We start from the raw sequence: 24168 nt of genomic DNA on the forward strand, positions 1-24168 counted from the left end.
ACACCGGATGAGCTCAACCATATCCGGGAAGTCATGCGCCGCGATGGGGCGGCCCTCGTGCGCGGATTCCGACGGCTGGAAGAACGCCTGGCCGCAGGCATGACCCAGACCGAACTGGACGTGGATTCACTGCTGTTCGAAGAGCGCTCCACGCAAGTGGACTTCGTAGGCGAGAGTTTCGCCACGATTGCCGGTTACCAAGCCAATGGTGCCCTACCCCATTACAAGGCCACGCCTCAATCGCACAGCACCTTGGATCTAAAGGGATGGTTGCTGATCGACTCGGGCGGCCAGTACCTGGGAGGCACCACCGACATCACCCGCATGCTGGCGCTGGGGCCGGTGACCGATGAACAGAAACGCGACTCGACCCTGGTCTTGAAGGGTATGATCGGCCTTTCGCGAGCTCGCTTCCCAGAAGGGGCCAGTGGCCCGCAACTGGACGCGCTGGCGCGTGCCCCGCTTTGGGCGGCCGCCATGGATTATGGCCATGGCACCGGCCATGGCGTGGGCTATTTTCTCAACGTACACGAAGGCCCGCACGGCATTCGCCAGCCTGCACCGGGCGGCGCACTGGTCCCGCTGGAGCGGGGCATGATCACATCGATCGAACCGGGCTTGTATAAACCGGGACGCCATGGCGTCCGGCATGAAAATCTGGCCGTAGTCATTGAAGCAGGGGACGGTGAATTCGGCCAGTTCCTTGGCTTTGAGACGCTGACGCTATGCCCCTTCGACCGGCGTACCCTGGAACCGGCGCTGCTCAACCCGGAAGAAAAAGCCTGGCTTGACGATTACCACGCCACGGTAAGGGCGGCGCTGGCCCCTATGCTGGATGGGGCGGACCTGGCTTGGCTGGAGCGTCACTGCGCCCCCCTCTCTTAGGGCAACACCACACAAGGCAGGCTGACCCAGCCTCAAGGAATGAGATTGGCCGGTCTTATAAATGACCGCAGCTCACCTGGCGACGCCCATGGACAGGGCATGTAAGCCGCCCGACGACACCAGAGCTTGACCCGAAGCCGCCAACCCGACCATCCTCCCGCGCCTGACATCGAAGACCGCATAACGAATGAACACCCGCTATAACGCCGCCGACATCGAAGTCCTATCCGGCCTTGATCCAGTCAAGCGCCGCCCAGGCATGTATACCGACACCACGCGCCCGAACCATCTGGCGCAGGAAGTCATCGACAACTCGGTGGATGAGGCGCTGGCCGGCCATGCCAAGGGTATCGAGGTGATCGTTCACACCGACGGATCAGTGCAGGTCAGCGACGATGGCCGCGGCATGCCAGTGGACATCCATCCGGAGGAAGGGATTCCGGGTGTCGAGCTGATCCTCACGCGCCTGCATGCGGGTGGCAAGTTCTCAGGCAAGAACTACAACTTCTCCGGCGGTCTGCACGGCGTGGGCGTTTCGGTAGTCAATGCGCTCTCCAGCCGAGTGGAAGTGACGATCCGCCGTGATGGCAACGAGCATCGCATGGCCTTCGAGCATGGCGATCGCGCCAGCGAACTGGAAATCATCGGCTCGGTGCCCAAAAAGAAGACCGGTACCACCGTACGCTTTTGGCCCGACCCGAAGTATTTCGATTCGCCGAAGATCTCCGTCTCCAAGCTCAAGCACCTGCTGCGCGCCAAAGCCGTGCTGTGCGCCGGGCTGAATGTCAGGCTGACCGACGAAGCCACGGGCGAAGTCAGCGAATGGCGTTACGAGGACGGCCTGCGTGACTACCTTCGTGGCGAGCTTGATGGCGCCGAGGCGTTACCGGCCGAATTGTTCGTACACCATGTCGCCCGTGATACCGAAGGCCTGGACGTGGCGCTTGCCTGGGTGCCAGAGGGTGAACTGGTCCAGGAAAGCTACGTCAATCTCATCCCCACCGCGCAAGGCGGCACGCACGTCAACGGGTTGCGCTCGGGCTTGACCAATGCGATCCGCGAGTTCTGCGATATCCGCAATCTCCTGCCACGCGGTGTCAAGCTGGCGCCGGAAGATGTCTGGGAGCGCCTGGCATTCGTGCTGTCGGCAAAATTACAGGACCCGCAGTTCGCCGGCCAGACCAAGGAACGCCTGTCCTCGCGCCAGGCAGCCGCGTTGGTGGAAAATGTCGTGCATGACGCCTTCAGCCTGTGGCTCAACCAGCATGTGGACCTGGGCGAACGTATCGCACAACTTGCCATCGAGCGCGCCAGCGCGCGCCTCAAGGCCGCCAAGCAGGTGGTCCGCAAGAAAATCACCCAGGGCCCTGCCCTTCCCGGCAAGCTGGCCGACTGCTCGGCGACCGACCTGACGCGTACCGAACTTTTCCTGGTGGAGGGCGACTCGGCCGGCGGCAGCGCCAAGCAGGCACGCGACAAGGACTTCCAGGCCATCCTGCCGCTGCGTGGCAAGATCCTCAACACCTGGGAGGTTGAATCCACCTCGGTGCTCGCGTCCGAGGAAGTACATAACCTGGCCATCGCCATCGGATGCGACCCCGGCAAGGACGACCTGTCCGGCTTGCGCTATGGCAAGGTCGTCATTCTGGCCGATGCCGACTCTGACGGCCTGCACATCGCTACGCTGCTATCGGCGTTGTTCCTGCGACACTTTCCCGCCCTGGTGCGCGAAGGCCACGTATTCGTGGCCATGCCTCCGTTGTTCCGCGTGGATGTCGGCAAGCAGGTGTTCTATTGCCTGGACGAAAACGAAAGACAGGCGATGCTGCAGAAGATCGAGCGTGAAAAAATGAAAGGCCAGGTAAGCGTGACGCGCTTCAAGGGTTTGGGTGAAATGAACCCTTCGCAGTTGCGTGAATCGGCGATCCATCCCGACACGCGCCGCCTGGTACAACTGACCGTCGAGGATGGCGAAGCCACGGCAAAACTGATGGACATGCTGCTGGCCAAGAAACGCGCCAGCGACCGCAAGGCATGGCTGGAAGAAAAGGGCGACCTGGCAACTTTGGAAGTCTGATGCCCCCCGGGTAAGCTGGCAGGTCGCTGTGGATAGAAGCTAATCGTTCAAAAGCGTTCACAAGGGGAAGCGCCACAGGTCTCTGGCGCTTCCTCTATACCCTCAGCGGGCGCCAAGCAGCAGAAATCACCATATACGAGAGATCCAGCGCATGAGCCTGACCCCACCCCTCAATCTGCAACGCTGGATCGACGAGCATCGCCACCTGCTCAAGCCACCGGTTGGCAACAAATGCATCGTCGACGGCGACTTCATTGTGATGATTGTCGGCGGCCCGAATGCGCGCACCGACTACCACTACGACGAAGGCCCGGAATTCTTCTACCAGCTTGAAGGCGAGATGGTGCTGAAGGTGCAGGATGACGGTCAGGCACGGGATATTCCCATTCGTGCTGGCGAACTGTTCTATCTTCCCCCGCGCATACCCCACTCTCCCCAGCGCATGCCCGATTCCATCGGCCTGGTCATCGAACGCGTGCGCCAACCTCACGAGAAAGACGGATTGATGTGGTTCTGCGAACGATGCAACAACAAGCTCTTTGAAACGTATTTCGTGCTGGAGAGTATCGAGCGCGACTTTCCGCCGATCTTCGATCGCTTCTACCGCTCGCGCGACGCCCGAACCTGCTCGGCATGCGGACACCTCAATCCGGCACCAGCCAAATACGAAAGCTAGCTTCCTCAAGGGCTGACCCATTCAGCCCGGGACGTGTACGGCTACAATCGGGTGCCAGATCGTGATTCAGGGCACCCCGGTCCGCAGGCGCGCTGACAGATTCACGCCATCCGCTTATTTACTGGACACGCAACAACCACTTGCGTGCCATGCGGCGCAGCGACTCATCCGTATCGGCAGCATCAAGTAGCTCACGAACAGGCCGCCACGCCAGGGCCAGGGACTCCTCACTCACCGTAAAAACCTCACTGCCATCGGCGTGCACGACATGGCGCACGTCGTAGTGCCAGTGACCTGGCTCATCGCCGCGAGCCGGAATCCAATGCCGATCGAGGTCAAAAATTTCAGGCTCGACGCGTAAATCCTCCAAGCCCGACTCCTCTTGCGCCTCTCGCAGTGCCACACGCGCCAAGTCGACATCTCCGTCCGCATGGCCACCAAGTTGCAGCCAACACCCCAGCTTGCGGTGATGTGTAAGCAGGCAACGTTCACCATCGGCGCTGACCAACCAGCATGAACCGGTGAAATGACCTTGCCGATGGCTGCGATCGAATGCCGTCGGCGCCTCGCGCAAGAACGCGGCGAACATCATGGCCGTATCGTCCTCGGGCCAGGACTGCATGTAGTCATGCAGCGATTGCGAAAAGCGTAACGGGTCGTTCATGGGGCTGGCCGGTGATCCTGCGCGCACTAAATTTTAGCAGTTCGGCACGACAAAAGCGTCCTGTAGTCAAACCCTTACAGCGAAACATGCCAATAACTCATACCACACCCGCCTTTTTCTCGCTTTTAACCTGGCAACCATGCGACGTAGCCTTGTCTGGAGGATGTCTTCCATCATGGAAAGAGCAGGAGAAGTATTCGCATGGAGATTGGCAAGTCCATCGCATTCGCTGCGCTGGGTTGCTGCCTGGCAGGCAGCGATCAAGCGGCGGCATCGGATATCAACTACACCGGCCCACTGCTTACACCCAACGCAAATATCCTGCCCAAGGGGATGGTCAGCGTCGAACCCTATCTGGTTTATTCCAGCAGCCGTCATTACTACGATGACAACGGCAGAAAGCAATCCCAATCCCCACGCACGCAATGGCAGACGCTGCTCCCGATGGCGATCGGCATTTCCGATCGCTTCGGTATGCAAGCTGTACTCGGTGCGGCGCACACCCAGACCGGCGGCCGCCGATCAGCAGGCATGCGCGTCAACGACACGTCCTTGCGCGCACAGTTCCTGCTTCTGCGGCCCAGTGCAGACGGTCACAGTCCAGCCCTGTCGTTGAGCGCCATTCATCGGTTCCCGACCGGCCGCCATGACCGCCTCGATGACAACCCGCTCAATGGCTCCGGTAGCGGCGCGCACTCGGATCGACTGGACCTGCTAATCCAACAAAGCATCACCATGCCTTCAGGCCGCCCGCTGCGTTGGCGTGGCCGCCTGCTCTATGATTTCGCCCCGGGCTCGGTCAACGTGAGCGGGCGAAGCGTCTATGGCACCCCTGCCGGTTTTCGTGGCAAGGCATATCCGGGGCATGCCTGGACCGTGGCAGGCAGCGCCGAATACAGCGTCGATGCCCATTGGGTGATGGTCATGGAGCTGTCCTACCAGCGATCCAGCGCGTCGCGCGTGCTCGGTGGCGTGACTGATGCCACTGGCGTGACGCCTTACCAGAGCCTGCCAAGCCCCGGTTACAACCTGAGCATCGCCCCCGCGATCGAGTACAACATCAACAGTCGACTAGGCATCATCGGTGGCGTGCACATGAGCGTGGCCGGCCGCAACAGTAGTGCTTTCGTCGCTCCGCAAATCGCCGTCAACATGCTCTTCTGAACCTACATGCCTACCACCGGACCGGTCAGGCGCTCGCGTCCGGCCTGGCGGCGGGCAGGACCGGATCCATTGCAGCCCGACCGCAGTGCACCTTGTACGGCCATGTTCAGCTGGGATATGGTTCCAGGGTTGCATCGATAGACCGCACACGGCTGCGAGGCGACCGGCAACCCATATAACAAGCTATACGCGGCGCTATCGCTTTCTCGGGGAGAGACATGCTGAAGAATCTGTTCGCAACCCATGCTATCGAGACACATGCCGAGGCAGGCGACCCATCCCAGGTCGGCCCGCACGGTGAAACCACGCTCAAACGTGCCCTGACCGCGCGTCACCTGATCATGCTGGGCATCGGGGCGATCATCGGCGCCGGCATCTTCGTCATTACCGGCCAGGCCGCGGCCGAGCACGCCGGCCCAGCCATCATTCTGAGCTTTGTCCTGGCTGGTATCGCCTGCGCACTGGCCGCGCTGTGCTATGCCGAGTTCGCAGCCATGATTCCCGTCTCGGGTAGCGCCTACTCGTATTCCTACGCCACCCTCGGCGAATACGTCGCCTGGTTCGTGGGCTGGAGCCTGGTGCTGGAATACCTGTTCACCGTTGCCACCGTGGCATCGGGCTGGTCCGGTTATTTCAACAAGCTGCTATCGCTGGCCAGTGGCTGGATCGGCCACGACATCTCGTTGCCCGCTATCCTGTCCTCGGCGCCGTTCACGGTGGTCGATGGGCACATCCAGGCCACCGGCATGCTGATCAACCTGCCTGCGGTAGCGATCATCGCCGCCATCACCGGCCTGTGCTACGTCGGCATCACCCAGTCGGCGTTCGTCAACTCGATCATCGTGGCCATCAAGGTCGTGGTAATCCTGCTGTTCATCGCATTTGCCGCCAAGTACGTGAACCCGGACCACTGGCATCCCTTCATCCCGGCCAACGAGGGTGAATCGAAATACGGTTGGTCAGGTGTCGGACGAGCGGCCGCGATCGTGTTTTTCTCTTACATCGGTTTCGACGCGGTATCCACCGCCGCAGCCGAGGCAAAGAACCCTCAGCGTGACATGCCGATCGGCATCATGGGCTCGCTGGTACTTTGCACCATCCTGTACATCATCGTCGCCGGCATTCTTACAGGCATCGCCGATTTCCGCCTGCTGGGCACGCCCGAACCGGTTGCCACCGCTCTGGACAATTACCCGTCGCTGCGCTGGTTGCAGGTGATCGTGGTCATCGGTGCCGTTACCGGCCTCAGTTCGGTGATCCTGGTCATGTTGATGGGGCAGCCGCGCATTTTCTACTCGATGGCGCGTGATGGCCTGATCCCCGCTTTCTTCGGCCGCATTCACAAGAAATTCCGCACGCCGCATGTCGGCACCGTGGTGGTCGGGGTACTTGCCTCCGCGCTGGGCGGCCTGTTCAACATCGGCGTCCTGGGTGAAATGGTGGCCATGGGTACGTTGCTTGCGTTTGCCACGGTGTGCGTCGGCGTGCTGGTGCTGCGCTACTCGCGCCCCGAACTCAAGCGCGCATTCCGGGTGCCGGCGCCATGGCTGGTGTGCCCGCTGGGCGCGATTGCCTGCCTGGCGCTATTCCTGCAGTCATTTGTCGAGCATTGGCGGTGGATGGTGACCTGGATCCTGATCGGCCAGGTGATCTACTTCGGCTACGGCTACTGGCATAGCAAGCTGCGTAGCCAGGGCAGCTGAAGTATCTTTCCCCGCGGGGCCGGCTACGCGCCGGCCCTTTCTCTTTTCCGGGCTCCTGGCGGGCCCGACTTCGCGCTTGACCAGGTTTGACGCATGCTAAAGCAGCTATTTGCCCGAAAGACCGATTTCAGCGACGCCGACAGCGAGGCCCATGGCCCCACGTTGCGCCGCACACTCGGCCCCTGGGGCATTACCGCGCTGGGCATTGGTGCGGTGATCGGCACCGGCATTTTCGTAGTCACCGGTCAGGCGGCGGCTGAGCATGCTGGTCCGGCTGTATTGATCTCATTCCTGCTGGCTGCGGTATGCAGTGGCTTCACCGCGCTGTGCTACGCCGAATTCGCCACGTTGATCCCGATCTCGGGCAGTTCTTATTCTTATGCCTACGCGACCCTTGGCGAATTGATCGCCTGGTTCATCGGCTGGAACATGGTGCTCGAATACGGCATTTCCGCCTCAGCCGTCGCAGCCAGTTGGACTGGTTATTTCACCAGTTTACTCGATCATGTCGGCGTGCACCTGCCTGCTGCGCTGACCGAGGCACCGCTGGCGTTCAAGGATAACCACCTGGTGGCAACTGGGCACCTGATGAACCTGCCGGCCGTGGCGATTGTTCTGGCGCTAACCTGGCTGTGCTACGTGGGTATCCGAGAATCTTCAGGACTTAACATTCTGATGGTGATGCTGAAGGTCGGTCTGATCGTGGTGGTGGTCATTGCCGGATACCGCTACGTGAACCCGGCCAACTGGCATCCCTTCATTCCAGCCGAGCAGGAGCCAGGCAAGTACGGTTGGTCCGGCATCATGCGCGGCGCCGCCATGGTGTTCTTCGCCTATATCGGATTCGAGGCCACCTCCACGGCGGCGCAGGAGTGCAAGAATCCTCAGCGCGACCTGCCATTCGGCACCCTTGTCTCGCTCGTGATATGTACCGTGCTTTACCTAGCCATGGCTGCAGTACTAACAGGCCTGATCTCCTACACCGAACTGGGCACCAGCGAACCGGTGGTGACGGCTATCCGCAATCATCCGGAACTGGGCTGGTTGCGATTGGTGGTGGAAATCGGCGCGCTGATCGGCTTGTCATCGGTGATCCTGGTGATGATCATCGCCCAGCCACGCATCTTCATGATCATGTCGCGCGACGGCTTGCTGCCGCCGGTGTTCAACCGCATCCATCCCAAATACCGCACACCACATATCAATACGGTGATCACCGGCATCGGCATCGCTATCCTCGCGGCCGTGTTTCCGCTCGACCTGCTGGCCGACCTCACGTCGATGGGCACCCTGATCGCCTTCGTCGCGGTGTGCGCTGGCGTGCTGATCCTGCGCTACACGTCGCCAGAACTGCCTCGCCTGTTTCGCGTGCCGGCGGCGCACTTCATCTGCATCGCCGGCGTACTCAGCTGCCTGGCGTTGCTGTGCTTCATGGCCTGGTTCAACTGGCTGCTGATGATCGCCTGGACGGCCATCGGCCTGGGCATCTATTTCGGGTATGGCGCACGGCACAGCCGGCTTCGCTCACAGGAATAAGCGAGCTCGATCGACAACTGAGAACTTCCTGGAATGCCGCCGAATTTCGGCGAAAAAGCGCAAACTGGTGCACGACAACATTCACACGAATTGCACAAAACTGATATCCCAACATCACGAAAGCGTGCATAACTGTATGATTTTAAAGCATTTAACGATAAATTATTTTTAAGATTCATCGTTCGTCATGGTTGCTGCCGAGTCAACCGGAGTATGATCGGTGCTCCGAGGGTTGATCACTTGGCAGTGGGCCCCGGATTGCGGCTCGGCGCGTCAGGCAAGCAGCTCCTCGTCTGACGCGTCGGGCCGCACCTTTATCCGCTGCAAGAATGCCTCTGGCGTGCCGCCGCGATGCGATGATCGACACACAACGCATGCACGCGCGCACAAAAAAGCCGGCTCGATGCCGGCTTTCCTGACCATCGACAACTTGATGCCGATAGCTCGTCATCAGGTCTTTTTCGGCGAGTGCGAAACACACCATCCCTTGGCACTGACCGACTTGCCCGGAAACAGCTGGCACGGCCCGTATCCGGCCTGGGCACCGGAATAGAAAGTGCAATTGGAGCAGCTGTCTCCCGCCTTGTGCTTGCTATCTCCGGATTTGCTGGCGTCCTCGACGTAGCCCAGCGCTTTAGCCGTGGGATCGGTGGGCATGACATGCGGCAGGTCCGCCGCACGCGCCCATTTGGGCAGCGTGCCGCCCGTCAGTATCACCGCAACGGCAGAGCCGGTGGCGGCCTTGAGAAAGCGGCGACGCGATTCGATATCTTTGTCATGCGACATTGGTAAAACCTCCGTCTTGAAACCTTCAAGCGCCACGGACCCGCGGCGAAGTCGGGCCGAATGTTACGACGCGCCGACGAGAGACGGCGCGAATGGCTCGCATTTACGCCAGGATGAGCAAGGTCGCCGTGCTATATTGATCAACCATTTGGACGTCCATTTGTCATGAGTCAGGTCATTCCAGCCACGATTTCCCCAGCGGCTTTTGCCGAACGCGCCGATGCCATCGCCGCGGCAGCCGGTGAACTGGCCGCTGCCGGCTGGACGCCGGCAACCAGCAGCAATTTCTCGATGCGCCTGGATAACGACCACGCCGCGATTACGATCTCCGGTCGTGACAAGGGGCACCTCGGACGCGATGACATCATGATCATCGACATGCAAGGCCAAGCGGTGGGCACCACCGCGCGCCCCAGTGCGGAAACCGATCTGCATACGCAGATCTACCGGCGCTATCCGGACATGAACGTGGTACTGCACACCCATTCGCGCACGCAGAGCGTGGCATCACGCCTGTTCGCCAAGCATGGCGTGATCCAACTGGAAGGCTGGGAGCTTCAGAAAGCCATTGCCGGCCAGACCACGCATGATGCCACGTTAGCTGTTCCGGTATTTCCAAACACGCAGCACATGCCTGAACTGGTTGCCCAGGTCGACGCCTGGATCGATGCCGGCAAGCCTCTTCACGCTTATCTCATCAATGGCCACGGTATCTACACCTGGGGCCGCGACATGGCCGAAACACGCAGGCACCTGGAAGCACTGGAGTTCCTGCTCGGTTGCGAGCTCGATCTCAAGCGCCTGGGCGCTTGAGTCCCCCTTTATTTCTGCCCCGATCCTCGCCGGAGTACCCGCATGAGTCGTTTGCGCATCTACGAAGACACCCATCCCCAGGCGCCTCTATCCAGTCACACGTCCCCCGCGGATATCGCCCGTGAGCTAAGTCAGGTGGGCGTGCGCTTCGAGCAATGGGAAGCCTCCCAGCCGATAGAGCCGGGAGCCAGTCAGGAACAGGTCATTGCCGCCTACCGCAGCGACATCGATCGCCTGATGGAGCAGGAAGGCTACCAGGCCGTGGACGTGATCAGCCTCAAGCCGGACAACCCGGACCGCGCCGCATTTCGCCAGAAATTCCTCAACGAACATACCCACAGCGAAGATGAAGTACGCTTTTTCGTGGCGGGTGCAGGCCAGTTCACCCTGCATATCGAGGGCAAGGTATACGAGGTCCTGTGCGAGCGAGGCGACCTGATCGGCGTCCCGGACGGTACCCGCCACTGGTTCGACATGAGCGAATCGCCCTATTTCGTGGCCATCCGCCTGTTCACCAACAAGGAAGGCTGGGTCGCCCAGTTCACCGGCGAAGACATCGCCGAACAGTTTCCGCGCATGTCTCCGCATGAGAGCGCGGCAACCGCAAACGGATGAGCCATGATCTCGCGTCGTGGCATGCCGGATATGCCATGGCCCGATGGTCTTTGCCGCTTTCCCTCCCTCACTGACTCGCCCTTGCCATGCCCCATATCCGCGTCATCCTCACCGACATCGAAGGCACTACCAGTTCGATCAGCTTCGTCAAGGACGTGCTGTTTCCCTTCGCGCGCAAGCGTTTGCCGGCCTTCGTCGAAACGCATAACGACAAGCCACAGGTGCAGCACTGGTTGCATGAGGCGGCGAAAGAAGCCGGGTTCATCGAGGCCAGCCGCCAGGAAGTGATCGAGTTGTTGCAGCGTTGGATCGACGAGGACCGCAAATCCACGGCCCTGAAGGCCCTGCAAGGCATGATCTGGAAAGAAGGCTACGAAGAGGGCGAATACCGCGCGCATATGTATCCAGAAGTGGCCGCGCGCCTGCGTGCCTGGCGCAACCAGGGGCTGAGCCTGTATGTGTATTCCTCCGGCTCGGTTCCCGCCCAGCAGTTGTTTTTTGGCTATAGCGAAGCGGGCGACCTGACTCCGCTTTTCTCGGGTTACTTCGACACCCAAACCGGCCCCAAGCGCGAGAAGGCATCTTATGAGCGTATCGCGGCCGCCATTGACGAAGAACCCGCACGCGTCCTTTTCTTGTCCGACGTGATCGAAGAGCTTGATGCGGCTCGTGATGCCGGCTTCCAGACCGGCTGGCTGATCCGCGGGCCCCAGGCTCTCCCAGTCGGACCGAGACATCCTGTCTATCGCGATTTCGATACCATCGAGCCCTAAGAACCATCAAGGCGAGCCAACACCCATGCGCAATGCGTTGATTGCCCTGCTCGCCTTCGCGGCAGGTGTTTTGATGGTGCTGGCCGTCTCCAGGCCCGTCTACGAAAAACCCAGGGCCGCCCCCGCTACCTCAGTGGCCAAGCCTGCATCCCCCGCATCGGCCGCACCGCATGACGGCGACCAGGAAGAAGCCGATGATGACACGGGCGCGTCGCGCTGGCCCTCGGACGGGCTCACACCGGAACAGGTGATGTACGCGCAGCCTCAGCTGCTGAGACATGCGCTTTCTCAGCTGGGACCTCGCGTCCCCGGCAAACCCAATCTTTATGTGATCGCCTTCGCGGGCGACGGCGCCGAAGATGTCTTCCGCAACGAAGTCGAATACGTCCCTAAGCTTTTCGCCAGTCGATTCGGACCGACCGCGCATACGCTGGTGCTTGAAAACAACCCTGCCTCGCTCGATACACGCCCTCTTGCCAACTGGAGCAACCTGGAAACCGCGCTGGAATCCCTGGCAGGCACGATGGATCGAAACGAGGACATCCTGCTGCTGTACATGACGACCCATGGGGATCATGAAAGCAACCTGCTGGTGGATATGGACCCGATCCCGCTGGATCAGATCGGACCACCCGATCTTGCTGACATCTTCAAGAAGCACCCGTTCAAGTGGAAGGTCATCGTCGTCAATGCCTGTTATTCAGGGGGATTCGTACCCGACATGCGGGGCGAGGGCACACTGGTGCTGACCGCCGCGCGCAAGGACCGCAGCTCGTTCGGTTGCGGCAGCGACTCGGACATTACCTATTTCGGGAAGGCGTGGCTGGTCAATGGACTCAATCAATCGGCTGATTTCATCGCTGCCTTCAACCAGGCACGCAGCGACATTGCCCAATGGGAAAAGGACGGCAAGCTGACGCCCTCAGAGCCACAGATCGATACAGGGCCGGGCATCGTCGACCAGTTGGCTAAATGGCGCCACAGCGCCAGCGTGGGGCCGGGTACGCCATTTTCCGCCGCCCCGGCCCCGGGGCGAGCACAACCCGGCACTCCCTGACGTCAGCGGCTGGCAGCGTGGCGCTTCGCCAGCACCTTGACCGCATCGCCCAGGCCTAATCCGCGCGCACGCAACAAGACGGTCAAGTGAAACAGCAGGTCGGCGGCCTCGCCGAGCAGCGCGCGATCGTCCTGTGCCACGGCAGCGAGCGCGGTCTCCACGCCCTCCTCGCCGACCTTCTGGGCAATCCGGCGGATACCTTCGTCAAACAAGCTCGTGGTGTAGCTTCCCTCGGGGCGTTCGTCATGCCGCCGCGCGATCAGCGCATCGAGTTCAGCCAGAAACCCCAAGGGCGGAACAACCTCGCCGCCTTCCCCAAAACAGCTTGATGTCCCCCGGTGGCAGGTAGGGCCCTGCGGAAGCGCGGTCACCAACAAACTGTCGGCATCGCAATCCATGCGTACATCTTGCAACCGCAGTACATGCCCGGAGCTCTCGCCCTTGGTCCAAAGGCGCTGCTTACTGCGACTGAAGAACGTCACGTAGCCATGTGCCAGGGTGTGTTCCAGCGCAGTTTGGTTCATATAGCCAAGCATCAGCACTTCACCGGTCAAGGCTTGCTGCACGATGACCGGCAGCAGGCCTTCACCCTTGGCCCAATCCAGAGCAGAAGGATCGATCGTAAAACTCATGGTCGAATATCCACCGAGCGTTCGCGCAGAAACTGCTTCAGCGTGGGAATGGAAATGCTGCCGGAATGAAACACGCTGGCGGCCAACGCGCCATCGACATCGGCGCCATGGAATACGTCCAGGAAATGCCCGGGTTCGCCCGCCCCGCCCGATGCGACCAGGGGGACCCGGCAGACTGCGCGAGCGGCGGTCAGCTGCTCCAGGTCATATCCTTCGCGCACACCGTCGCTACCCATACAATTGAGTACGATTTCACCAGCACCGCGCTCCTGCGCCTCGAGCATCCAGTCGAGTGTCAGCCGGGGTAAGGCCTGCGTCCGCGACGGATCGCCGGTGTACTGGCGGACATGCCAATGTCCATCGTCATCACGAAGACTGTCGATGCCGACCACTACGCACTGCACACCGAAAGCCGCCGCCAGTTCATTGATCAACGAAGGGCGTTCAAGAGCAGGGGAATTGATCGAGATCTTGTCTGCCCCGGCATGCAATACCTGGCGCGCCTGCTCCACGTCACGGATGCCTCCGGCCACGCAAAAGGGAATATCAATGACCTGAGCCACGCGTTCCACCCAAGCACGATCCACGCTACGCGATTGCGGACTGGCCGTGATGTCATAGAACACCAACTCGTCGGCCCCTTCATCGCGATATCGAAGAGCAAAGTCAACGATATCGCCCATCACCACGTGATCGCGAAAACGCACGCCCTTGACCACCTTGCCGTCACGCACGTCCAGACAGGGAATGATGCGTCGGCTCAGCATGCCAGGGCCTCGTTGAGTGTAAATTTTCCTTCGAGCAGTGCCCTTCCCAGGATTACGCCACGTGCACCCGCTTCGCGGGCTGCCACGATATCTTCAAGGGAACGCACACCTCCGGAAGCCTGCACGGCCAGTCCCGGTGAGAGCTCGTGCACGTGACGATAAAGCGCCAGGTTGAAGCCGCTGAGCATGCCATCACGATCGATATCCGTGCATAACAGATGTCGCGCGCCATGCGTTTCGTACCAGGGGGCAAGCTCATCCAGGCTGCCCGACTCCATCGATGTCCAGCCAGCACTTGGCAAAGCCCAGCGTCCTTCATGCCAGCGTGTATCGAGCGCGATCGTAATCTTCTCCGCACCGAAATCACTCAACCACCGTGCCACTCGCAAGGGGTCGCGCATGGCCATACTGCCGACCACCACACGCTGCACACCTGCACCCAGCAAGCGCTTGACGTCCGCCTCGCTGCGCACGCCGCCACCGGCCTGTATGTGCAAGCCGAGTGTAGCGATCGCCTCGATAGCCGACAGATTGGACAAGTCGCCGGAAAGCGCGCCATCCAGATCCACCATGTGCAGCCACGTGGCACCGGCATCCAGATAATGTGAGGCCAATACCGCCGGCATGTGGTCGTAACGAGTTTCTTGCGCGTAGTCGCCTTGCTTGAGCCGCACCACGCGACCACCGCGCAGATCGATAGCGGGAATGACCGTAAACGTCATAGTGAAAGAAAATTCCCCAGCAATCGTGCGCCGACACGTGCCGAACGCTCCGGATGAAATTGCATGCCGTGGAAATTGTCGCGAGCGATCACGACCGAGAAATCTCCGCCGTAATCTGCCGTGGCGAGCGTGTACTCACCCGCCGGCACGGCATAGCTATGCACGAAATAGGCATAGTCATCACGCCCCAGCCCGGCAAGCAGCGGGTGCTCACGGGCAAGTTGCAAGCGATTCCAGCCCATGTGCGGAACACGCAGGCCAGCCTGCTCGCGAAAGCGGCGCACGGGCACCGGGATCAGGTCCAGGCAATCGACATCGGCCTCTTCCGAGCGAGCGCAAAGCAATTGCATACCCAAGCAGACTCCAAGCACCGGCTGGGTCAACGAACGAATCGTATCGATAAGGTTCAACTGCCGCAGGCGTGCCATTCCCGGGCCCGCCGCCCCCACGCCCGGCAGGATGACTTTGTCAGCAGCGCGAATGCTAGCTGCATCTGCCGTCAACGCGGCATCGACGCCCAGGCGCTGCAACGCGTAGCGCACCGAGCCGATATTGGTTCCACCAGCATCAACCAGCACGACCGCCATCAGAGCATACCCTTGGTACTGGGCAGGTCATCGCCCTCACGGCGAATGGCCTGTCGCAGGCAACGTGCTACCGCCTTGAAGCATCCCTCGATCATGTGATGAGCATTGTCTCCGTGCACGCTCAGATGAAGATTGGCCCCAAGGGTTTCGCACAACGAACGGAAAAAATGCGGGAGCAGTTCCGTTGGCATCGTACCAACATGATCGCGTGGCAACTGACCCTCAAAGACGAAGTACGGTCGCCCCGACAGATCCAGCGTTGCGCTCGCCTGGGTTTCGTCCATGGGCAAAGTGAAACCGTAACGACCGATGCCACGCTTGTCGCCCAGCGCCTGGCGCAAAGCGCTGCCCAGCGCCAAAGCGCTGTCTTCGATCGTGTGGTGCTCGTCGATATGCGTATCGCCCTGGCAATCCAGCACCAGAGAGAAGCCGCCATGCTTGCCCAATTGCTCAAGCATGTGATCGAAAAATCCCAGGCCCGTATGCGCCCTGGGCTCGCTGGGCAGATCCAGATTCACATCGACCTCGATCTGCGTCTCCCGCGTGCGTCGCGAGACATGCGCCGTGCGCGGGGCATCAAGCGCCTGATGCGCAAGCTCCTTCCAGCCCAGGCCTTGCGGCCCGACACGCAAGCCGCGCACACCTACATTCGCGGCAAACTGCATATCCGTTTCCCGATCCCCCACCATGAACGACATGGCCCTGCTCCAGCCATCATCGGCCAGGTAATGCCGGACCATGCCCACACCGGGCTTGCGTGTATCCAATCCGTCGGCAGGAAAACTGCGATCGATCAACACCTCGCGGAATACGATGCCCTGCGAGGAGAAAATACGCAGCATCAGTTCGTGTGGTCCTTGGAATTTCGTTTGCGGAAATCGCTCCGTGCCTAGGCCATCCTGATTGGTGACCATGACCAGTTCGTAGCCAGCAGCAACGAAACGTTGCAGGGCCTGGATCACATCCGGCAATAGCGCCAGCTTCTCGAAGCTGTCGATCTGCTCATCTGTCGGCTCCTCGATCAGGCAACCGTCACGATCGACGAAAAGTATTTTTCGACTCATGCCGACACTCCTTGCAGCACGGCCAGTACCCGGCGATTTTCGTCAGGAGTACCTACGGTGATACGAAGCGCATCGCCAAGATGGCGATAACGACGTACATCGCGCACCACAACCCCGGCATCGAATAGGCGCCGGTAAGCCACCGCGGCATCCGCAAAACGAACTGTGAGAAAATTGGCCGATGACGGCAACACTTCGCGCACGGCCGGCAGGTGCGCCAAAGCGTGGGCCAATGCTTCGCGCTGCGAGCGCACTTGGTCCACCTGCGCGGACACCGCTGCGCGACCTTCCGGCGACAGTGCCCGCAGCGCAGCATCCACGCATGGCGTGGGCAGTGGATACGGCGGAATGATCTTACGCAACAAGGCAACCAACGCCGGCGTGCCCAGCAAGGCGCCCACGCGCGCGCCCGCCAGCGCCCAGGCTTTGGACAAGGTGCGCAGAACTACCAGATGCTCGTATCGGTCCAGTAGATCCAGCGCACTGGCTTGGTCCTGGCCGGAAAACTCCGCATAGGCCTCGTCGACAACCAGCAATGCGCGCCCTTGCAGTGCGTCGGCCAGCGCGACGATGGTCTCACCCGGCACGCGCTGACCACTAGGGTTGTTCGGGCTACAGACGTAGACGAGCTTCACTGCATCGGTTACCGCGGCAAGCACGGTATCGATCACGACGTTGAACTGGTTGTCCAGTGGCGCCTCCAGGACAGCCGCATCCTGAATTTGCGCACAGATCGCGTACATGCCGAAGGTCGGCGGCATCACCACGATGGCATCGCGCCCGGCACGACAAAAAGCACGCGTGAGCAGATCAATGGCCTCATCGCTCCCGCGGCTGACCAATAACCTGTCGCTGGTGACTCCATACAATGCTGCCAGCTGATCAACCAGCGCGGCGGGCTGCGGTTCGGGGTACCGATGAAACGACGGACCCTTGCCATGGGACGGCCACGCCGATTCATTGGCATTGAGGAAAATTTCTCCGCCACTGGCTTCCATGCGAGCAGACGAGTAAGCCTGCATGCGAAGCAGTTCGGGGCGAGCCAGGTCAAGCACGCTCATGCCAGCCCCTCTTCGGCAATACGATCCAGACGCAATGTCACCGCGCGGCGATGTGCTTCCAGTTGTTCGGCCGCCGCAAGTGTTGCGGTGCATGGGCCAATGACCTGCAAACCGGCAGCAGAAACCTCCTGTACCGTGATCTGTTTCTGGAAGCTGGCGACCGATACGCCGCTGTAGCTGCGCGCGTATCCATAGGTCGGCAGCACATGATTGCTGCCGCTGCAGTAATCACCGACAGACTCGGGCGTCCAGGCTCCAAGAAAGATCGACCCGGCGCTCTCGATGCCATCGAGCAAGGCGCGTGGATCTTCTACTTGCAGGATGAGGTGCTCCGGCGCATAGCGATTGCTGACCGACACGGCTTGGGCCAGCGAACTGACCGCAATAAGGCGGCTCTGCGAAAGCGCCTGCCGCGCCGTCTCGGCGCGTGGCAGTTGGGCACATTGACGCTGGACCTCGGCCGCGACGGCATCAAGCAGCGAAGGCGTATCCGATACCAGTACCACCTGGGAGTCCGGCCCGTGTTCGGCCTGGGAAAGCAGATCGGCTGCCACGAAGACCGGGTTGGCCGTCGCGTCGGCGATGACCATGACCTCCGAAGGCCCGGCAGGCATGTCGATGGCCGCGCCATCGGGATCACCCGACACCTGCAACTTGGCTTCCGTGACCCAGGAGTTGCCGGGACCAAAAAGCTTGTCGCACCGGGGCACCGATTCGGTGCCGTAAGCCATCGCTGCGATAGCCTGCGCACCGCCAAGCTTGAACACCTTGTGTACGCCGGTGATCTGCGCCGCATACAGGACAGCCTCATCGCAGCGCCCATCGGCACGCGCAGGCGAGCACAAGGTAATTTCCGCACAACCGGCGATTGCGGCCGGCACGCCAAGCATCAGTGCCGTGGAAGGCAACGGTGCCGTACCCGCGGGAACATAGAGTCCGACGCGGCGGATCGGCCTCAATACACGTTCCACGCGCACACCCGGCGCCGTATCCACGGCAACAGGTTGCAGTGATGCCGCACGATGGAAGGCGCAGATGCGCCCAGCGGCTTCCTGGATGGCCTCCTTCAGTCCCGGGGCCAGGGCGGCCTCGGCTTGCGCAAATTCTTCCGGACTGACGAACAGATCCTGCAACAGGCAATGATCGAAGCGTTCAGTCAACTGACGCAGCGCTGCGTCACCATGCAGGCGAACCTGCGCCACGATGGCCGCGACACCCTCGCGCAATGATTCGGCACGGGCTTGAGCCGGGCGTGCCAGGGCCTCGTCGCGCGAGGCTTCGTCAAGTTGGGTCCAGTCCAATCGCTTCATGCCAGCATCTTCTCGACCGGGAGCACAAACATTTCGCGTGCGCCAGCTTTCTTGATTTCTTCCAGCTGACGCCAACTCACCTCGCCCGCGCACAATGCCTGAAGCATCAATTGGTCAGGCTGACCCGCCACCGGCAACAAGGTCGGCTGTGGGCCCCCGGGTAACAGGCGGGTGACCGCATCAAGGGAGCCGCGTGAGGTCTGCAACAGTAACAGGCGCGATTCGCGCACCTGGATCACACCGTCGAGGCGCTTGAACAGAAGATCGATCATGTCGCCACGCTCATCCGAAGGCAGCACCTTGGGACCGGCCAACACCGCCTCGCTCTCCAGAATGATGTCGGTCTCGCGCAACTGGTTGGCAACCAGCGTGCCGCCGCTCTGTACCAGATCGCAGATCGCATCGGCCGTGCCCAGGCGCGGCGCAATTTCCACGGAACCGGCCAAGGTGACCACGCTGGCGTCAATACCCTGACGGGTCAGCCAGTCTCCCAGCAAACCCGGATACGAGGTGGCTATACGCAAGCCAGCCAGTTGCTCTGGCTGCTCATATGACATCTCCTGTGGCACGGCGATGGAGAGCCGGCAGCGGCCAAAGCCAAGCTGGCGCCACTCCGCCAGCACCGATTCACGCCCGCTGCCAAGTCTGAATTCACTCAGGACGTTGCGACCGACGATGCCCAGGTCGCATACGCCCTGGGCGATCAGACCAGGGATGTCATCATCACGCACCAGCAGCAGGTCAACCGGCTCGCCCTCGCCGAAACAGAACAACTTGTCACGGCTCTGGCGAAAGCTCAGGCCGCAACGATTAAGCAGATCCAGCGCCGGTTCGGTCAGGCGTCCGGATTTCTGCATCGCAATACGCAAGCGATCACGCGCACTCATGCCCGCGCCCTCTTCTGTGCCGAACGCCGACGAGCAGCCCGAGCCGCTGCAGCCAGATACCCCCCGTTGCCCTGGTTGAGGTAGCGCGCCACGCGGCCGATGGTCGTGATGCTGACCGCGGTCAACTCATGGATCTCGCGATAAGAGGTGCCATCGAGCAGATGCGGCACGACGCGCCAGCGGTCAACCAGCACCTCCAGTTCGGCTGGCGTGCACAGGTCATGCAGGAAGGCGGACATCTCACCCACATTTTTGAGTGAGAGCAAAGCCTCGCACAAGCCCTGTTCGGCGGACTCGGCGGGCACCTGGGGATCGATGGAACGACGTTTCATAATGTACTAATGCGCTAATACAATAGCTCACACTATACGACATGATCGACTTAGCGGCAAATGCTCGAATGGGGAGCGAAACATTGCCGTTTCGCACGATGCCTACCCCAGGAACAAGGGTGCAACAACGAAGGCCTGCTTGTGGGGCCGTCTCAACGGCTGGGCCGACCGCTTCAATAGCGCCTAGCGGGCGGCGACACCCGTTACGCGAGCCTGAGCTGATCAGTGGGCATGGCATGACGCGAACCGCCCAGGTCACGTCGTGACGCCGGCTTACTTCTTGGGTGGCACCAGATGCAGCTTGGGAGAGGTGCGGGCCTGCGGTGAGAGCATGCGCTCGATCTCGGCCGGAACCACCGGACGGGAGAAAAGATAACCCTGCCCTTCCGGACAACCGGCCTTGAGCAGAAAGTCATGCTGCTCGGATGTCTCGATACCTTCGGCAATAGTACCCATGCCCATGCTCTTGGCGATCGCCAGGATCGCTTCGACGATGGCCACGTCATTGCCTTCGCCCGGCAGGCCGGTCACGAAGGAGCGGTCGATCTTCAGGTACTCGATCGATGCCAGCTTCAGGTAAGCCAAGGACGAATAGCCCGTGCCGAAGTCGTCGATCGCCACACCGATGCCCAGCGACCGCAGGGTACGCATGGTGTGCTCGGTTTCTTCGCTCTGGCGCAAGATGGTGCTTTCAGTAATTTCAATCAGCAGGCGCGAAGCCGTGATGCCGCTGGCATGCAGGGCCTGGCGAGCCACCTCGGCAAACGAGCCGTGGCCGAAGGAGCCTGCCGATACATTGAAAGCGATGCGAATCTGCGGCAGGCGCTGCTGATCCCAGGCCCGTATCTGGTTACATACGGCCTGCATGACCCACGCGTCGATGCGGCGAATCAGGCCCAGGCTTTCGGCCAGCGGAATGAATTCGTCCGGCATCAGCTCGCCGCGATCCGGGTGGCGCCAACGCAACAAGGCCTCGGCACCGATGATACGTCCGGTACGCAAGTCCACGCTTGGCTGATATACCAAGTAGAACTCACCGCGAGCCAGCGCCAGGCGCAGGTCGGCGCCGAGCAACAACCGCTTGCGCGCATCAGCCAGCATCAGTGGCGTATAGAACCGATACGCGTTGCGCTCTTCGGTCTTGGCCGCGTACATGGCTGCATCGGCGTGCGTAATCAGGGTGATCGGATTGCTGCCATCCAGAGGATAGCCAGCGATGCCGATACTCGCGCTGAGCACGATTTCGTAATCGACGACCTGCAACGGCTCAGAAAGTTTGGCCAGCAAGCGGTTGGCGAAAGGTGCGGCCTCTTCGCGAGTACGCAGGCCCGTCAGCAACACGGTGAACTCGTCACCACCGATACGCCCTGCCACGTCGCTTTCACCCAGCTCGCCACGGATACGCTCGGCCACCTTGACCAACAGATGATCGCCAATGGCATGGCTGTAACTGTCGTTAACCACCTTGAAGGCATCGAGGTCGACAAATAGCACCACGGCCGCACCGTGCTGGCGCGTGGCCGCGTCGATGGCACGCGCGCAATGTCGCTGAAATTCGTCGCGATTGGCCAGCCCGGTCAGCGGATCATGTGTGGCCAGGTATTCCAGGCGCTGGCGATCAGCCTTGGTCGCCGTGATATCGGTGAACACAGCCACGTAATGCTGCACCCTGCCATCGGTGTCGCGAATCGCACTGATGCTCAACCACTCTGGATAACTACTACCATCGCGGCGCCGACTCTGCACCTCACCGACCCAACTGCCGCCGCCTTCGATGTCTTTCCAGACACTTTCGGGCAAGGGCTGACCATTGGGCAGGCAACGTGTATCGTCAAACGGGCGCCCCTGCATGGCCTGCGCGGAATAGCCGGTAATGCGCGAGTGCGCGGCATTGACCGTGATCACCAAGCGCTGAGCATCGGCAATCATGACGCCCTCGACCACACTGGCAAGTGCCTCGGCGGCGACGCGGCGCTCCTGCTCCATCGCCATGCGTTCGGAAATATCGCGGATGATCGCCTGGCGAACCGAACGCTCGCCCCAGGTCGCAAGGCTGCTTTGCGTCTCGACCGGGCGGTCGGGGCCATCAGCCGAACGCAAGGTGCTGATGACCGATGCACCGACCAGCCGAGCACTGCCAGCAACGAACAATTCCGCGAAGCTGCTGCCGATGAGGTCGTCCATGCCACGCCCGATCCACTGTGCGGCAGTTCGATTGACGTCGAGAATCCGGCCGGAGTGTTCGTCCACCATGACGATAGCATCGGCAGCGCTATCGAACAGCAGGCGATAGCGTTCCTCGGTGCCGCGAATGTTGACCAGCACACGCCGTGCCATGCGCAGCCAGACGATTGAGGCAAGCAAGGCCGCCAGCAACACGCCAATGAACAGGACACGTCCCAGCCACGCCGCGCCATGTGCGATTTCTACCGAGAAGCGGTTGGCCCGGGGGCCAATGAAGACACTCAGATCATTGATGCGCGCGCGCTGTCGCGCCACCTCCTCCGCAGTGATCGCGCCCCGGGCATAACTATGCTGCAATTCGTCGGCGATCACACCCAGGTCATCCAGCGGCTTATCCACCGAGCGCCAGGCATCCAGCGCTTCTTTCATATAGGGAGCGCTGGATACGTGCTGGAGCATGAAGATCATGCCCGGAATGGCATCGGGTATGACGCCGCCACGAAGGAAGGCGTCGGTGACCTGGCCGCGATTGAAATGGCCAGTATCGATGGCATCGCGTGCGCCGCGATCGGCCTTGACTACCTCGTAATTGCGCCGGAAGCTCTCCAGTGACTCCGGCCGGCCGTCGGCAGCGTAGTTCTCCAGGTCGATGACCGCCTGCTTCTGCGCCTTGGACCACAGACTCTCGCCGTTGAGGAAACCGGCGAGAGTGACCTGCACCTGGAGGGCACCCCAGGTCATGGCGAGCACCAACGCCATGATCGCCGCCAGTGCATACACCAGCGGTATGAGGCGTCGAGACAACGGTTTTTGTGCTACGTCATGGACGATACGCATCGCGTCCTGTTTCCATTGTCGTTACATCGCCAACCGTCCGGGGCTCGCCACGTCTTCACACTTTCCTCACGCCGCGGCCTCACTGACCGGCCAGGGGGCACGATGCGCATCCAGGCACCTGTCCAGCGTAATGCGCATACTTACATAACTTCGACGAACACACTCCCCCAAATAGGCTGCTTCGGCCGAAGAAGGCGATGCCCCTACCAGCGTACAGACAATTTCCAGTGCTTCCCAGGGATGGGTATCGTCATAGGCGGCATGCAACTGTAGCCACCGCAGGCTCTTGGTCCGGCTCGCTGCCGGCATGCTCTCGGCGTAGGCGGAGCTGGCGAACACCTGCTGTGACCACTCCCCTGTCGCCCCCTCCACGGCGTAGTTGGTCGCCACCATACCGGCAGCCAGGGGCCCATGACTGCTTATCTCCTCACACCAGCGAGCAAGCGCGTCCGTTCCGTGCGGCGCCTGTCCATGCAGCACCTCCTCACGGGATACCCCCGCGCCTTCGGCCCAATTGAGCCAATGCTCGGCGTGATTTTGCTCTACCCGGATGTTACGTACCAGCCAACGGCGGGCCATGTTGTCGCCATGGCTGCGGCCAAAACGGGTCTTGAGCAGGTTCAGCGCCATATAGCCTGGAAAGCGCTCAATGACCGGCCACACGCCCACCATGAAATTCCGCGTGCCATGCCAGCCCAGCCCACCATTGCACATCACCGGCCAGATTTCATGGTCGACCACGCCTTTCTTGGCATCTTCGCACTCCAGCACCATATCCTGCGCCCAGCTCGGGTAGCTGGACAGCTCCATCAAGGAACCGCTGCGCTCAAAACGTACATTCATTGTTGCTTCTCCTTCATCAGGTCGGCAGCAAGGGCCAACATGGCTCTTGCCGGTTCCGGGAGGGGTTGCCCCACTACCCGGCGGTGCTCCGGCACAGACGGCGTGCCGGAATCTCTTGACCCACGGGAGGACGAAGGAAGTACCCATACTGGCGATCCCATCGGATCGCAAGACGCCGGCCGGGCGCCCGTTG

General features: G+C 61.1%; 23 protein-coding genes. 10 read left to right on the top strand and 13 right to left on the bottom strand.

The window, feature by feature from the left end:
- From VF436_RS19645 to VF436_RS19655, 3 genes are all read left to right on the top strand, one after another.
- On the top strand, window positions 1-885 hold an 885-nt coding region (locus tag VF436_RS19645), incomplete at its 5' end, for a M24B family metallopeptidase (protein WP_330905745.1).
- Window positions 886-1072: 187 nt separating this feature from the next.
- Complete coding sequence (parE, locus tag VF436_RS19650) at window positions 1073-2962, top strand: DNA topoisomerase IV subunit B (protein ID WP_330905746.1); 1890 nt, start codon at window positions 1073-1075, stop codon at window positions 2960-2962.
- A 151-nt stretch (window positions 2963-3113) separates the two neighbouring features.
- On the top strand, window positions 3114-3638 hold the full coding sequence (locus tag VF436_RS19655) for a 3-hydroxyanthranilate 3,4-dioxygenase (RefSeq protein WP_330905747.1): 525 nt from the start codon (window positions 3114-3116) through the stop codon (window positions 3636-3638).
- Between the two features lie 118 nt (window positions 3639-3756).
- On the opposite strand, the gene VF436_RS19660 is transcribed toward VF436_RS19655, so the two are convergent.
- Complete coding sequence (locus VF436_RS19660) at window positions 3757-4302, bottom strand: NUDIX hydrolase (RefSeq protein WP_414649885.1); 546 nt, start codon at window positions 4300-4302, stop codon at window positions 3757-3759.
- Between the two features lie 201 nt (window positions 4303-4503).
- Here VF436_RS19660 and VF436_RS19665 point away from each other — a divergent pair, with 201 nt between their 5' ends.
- From VF436_RS19665 to VF436_RS19675, 3 genes are all read left to right on the top strand, one after another.
- Window positions 4504-5466, top strand: a complete 963-nt coding sequence (locus VF436_RS19665) for a hypothetical protein (RefSeq protein WP_330905748.1) — start codon at window positions 4504-4506, stop codon at window positions 5464-5466.
- Between the two features lie 218 nt (window positions 5467-5684).
- Window positions 5685-7169, top strand: coding sequence for an amino acid permease (locus VF436_RS19670; RefSeq protein WP_330905749.1), 1485 nt, complete (start codon window positions 5685-5687; stop codon window positions 7167-7169).
- A 93-nt stretch (window positions 7170-7262) separates the two neighbouring features.
- On the top strand, window positions 7263-8705 hold the full coding sequence (locus VF436_RS19675; RefSeq protein ID WP_330905750.1) for an amino acid permease: 1443 nt from the start codon (window positions 7263-7265) through the stop codon (window positions 8703-8705).
- Between the two features lie 450 nt (window positions 8706-9155).
- On the opposite strand, the gene VF436_RS19680 is transcribed toward VF436_RS19675, so the two are convergent.
- The gene (locus VF436_RS19680; protein ID WP_330905751.1) at window positions 9156-9491 is read right to left on the bottom strand and encodes a high-potential iron-sulfur protein; all 336 of its coding nucleotides are present in this window, start codon (window positions 9489-9491) and stop codon (window positions 9156-9158) included.
- A 165-nt stretch (window positions 9492-9656) separates the two neighbouring features.
- Between VF436_RS19680 and VF436_RS19685 the strand changes: the two genes are divergently transcribed.
- From VF436_RS19685 to VF436_RS19700, 4 genes are all read left to right on the top strand, one after another.
- A complete protein-coding gene (locus VF436_RS19685; RefSeq protein ID WP_330905752.1) occupies window positions 9657-10304 on the top strand; it encodes a methylthioribulose 1-phosphate dehydratase in 648 nt (215 codons plus the stop codon).
- Between the two features lie 42 nt (window positions 10305-10346).
- Window positions 10347-10919, top strand: coding sequence for an acireductone dioxygenase (locus VF436_RS19690; protein ID WP_330905753.1), 573 nt, complete (start codon window positions 10347-10349; stop codon window positions 10917-10919).
- A gap of 86 nt (window positions 10920-11005) precedes the next feature.
- Window positions 11006-11692, top strand: coding sequence for an acireductone synthase (gene mtnC / locus VF436_RS19695; protein WP_330905754.1), 687 nt, complete (start codon window positions 11006-11008; stop codon window positions 11690-11692).
- A gap of 25 nt (window positions 11693-11717) precedes the next feature.
- A complete protein-coding gene (locus VF436_RS19700) occupies window positions 11718-12749 on the top strand; it encodes a C13 family peptidase (RefSeq protein WP_330905755.1) in 1032 nt (343 codons plus the stop codon).
- A gap of 2 nt (window positions 12750-12751) precedes the next feature.
- On the opposite strand, the gene hisIE is transcribed toward VF436_RS19700, so the two are convergent.
- The 11 genes from hisIE to VF436_RS19755 all read right to left on the bottom strand — a co-directional run bounded on the left by hisIE (window position 12752) and on the right by VF436_RS19755 (window position 23975).
- Window positions 12752-13381, bottom strand: coding sequence for a bifunctional phosphoribosyl-AMP cyclohydrolase/phosphoribosyl-ATP diphosphatase HisIE (gene hisIE, locus VF436_RS19705; protein WP_330905756.1), 630 nt, complete (start codon window positions 13379-13381; stop codon window positions 12752-12754).
- The gene (gene hisF / locus VF436_RS19710) at window positions 13378-14148 is read right to left on the bottom strand and encodes an imidazole glycerol phosphate synthase subunit HisF (RefSeq protein WP_330905757.1); all 771 of its coding nucleotides are present in this window, start codon (window positions 14146-14148) and stop codon (window positions 13378-13380) included. The genes hisIE and hisF overlap by 4 nt, the downstream gene beginning before the upstream one ends.
- Window positions 14142-14870, bottom strand: coding sequence for a 1-(5-phosphoribosyl)-5-[(5-phosphoribosylamino)methylideneamino] imidazole-4-carboxamide isomerase (locus tag VF436_RS19715; protein ID WP_330905758.1), 729 nt, complete (start codon window positions 14868-14870; stop codon window positions 14142-14144). The genes hisF and VF436_RS19715 overlap by 7 nt, the downstream gene beginning before the upstream one ends.
- A complete protein-coding gene (gene hisH, locus VF436_RS19720; RefSeq protein ID WP_330905759.1) occupies window positions 14867-15457 on the bottom strand; it encodes an imidazole glycerol phosphate synthase subunit HisH in 591 nt (196 codons plus the stop codon). The genes VF436_RS19715 and hisH overlap by 4 nt, the downstream gene beginning before the upstream one ends.
- Window positions 15457-16521: a bifunctional histidinol-phosphatase/imidazoleglycerol-phosphate dehydratase HisB gene (hisB, locus tag VF436_RS19725; protein ID WP_330905760.1), complete on the bottom strand. Its 1065-nt coding sequence runs from the start codon at window positions 16519-16521 to the stop codon at window positions 15457-15459. Before hisB ends, hisH begins: the two co-directional genes overlap by 1 nt.
- Window positions 16518-17582 carry a histidinol-phosphate transaminase gene (gene hisC, locus VF436_RS19730; protein WP_330905761.1) on the bottom strand — a complete coding sequence of 355 codons (1065 nt, stop codon included), beginning with the start codon at window positions 17580-17582 and terminating at the stop codon, window positions 16518-16520. The genes hisB and hisC overlap by 4 nt, the downstream gene beginning before the upstream one ends.
- On the bottom strand, window positions 17579-18892 hold the full coding sequence (gene hisD, locus VF436_RS19735) for a histidinol dehydrogenase (RefSeq protein WP_330905762.1): 1314 nt from the start codon (window positions 18890-18892) through the stop codon (window positions 17579-17581). The genes hisC and hisD overlap by 4 nt, the downstream gene beginning before the upstream one ends.
- Window positions 18889-19779, bottom strand: a complete 891-nt coding sequence (hisG, locus tag VF436_RS19740; RefSeq protein ID WP_330905763.1) for an ATP phosphoribosyltransferase — start codon at window positions 19777-19779, stop codon at window positions 18889-18891. Before hisG ends, hisD begins: the two co-directional genes overlap by 4 nt.
- Complete coding sequence (locus tag VF436_RS19745) at window positions 19776-20111, bottom strand: YerC/YecD family TrpR-related protein (protein ID WP_330905764.1); 336 nt, start codon at window positions 20109-20111, stop codon at window positions 19776-19778. Before VF436_RS19745 ends, hisG begins: the two co-directional genes overlap by 4 nt.
- 273 nt (window positions 20112-20384) lie before the next feature.
- Window positions 20385-23132 carry a putative bifunctional diguanylate cyclase/phosphodiesterase gene (locus VF436_RS19750; protein ID WP_330905765.1) on the bottom strand — a complete coding sequence of 916 codons (2748 nt, stop codon included), beginning with the start codon at window positions 23130-23132 and terminating at the stop codon, window positions 20385-20387.
- A gap of 66 nt (window positions 23133-23198) precedes the next feature.
- Window positions 23199-23975, bottom strand: a complete 777-nt coding sequence (locus tag VF436_RS19755; RefSeq protein ID WP_330905766.1) for a TenA family transcriptional regulator — start codon at window positions 23973-23975, stop codon at window positions 23199-23201.
- Window positions 23976-24168: the final 193 nt, after the last annotated feature.

Source organism: Dyella sp., from assembly GCF_036384435.1.
Classification (GTDB): Bacteria; Pseudomonadota; Gammaproteobacteria; order Xanthomonadales; family Rhodanobacteraceae; genus GSA-30.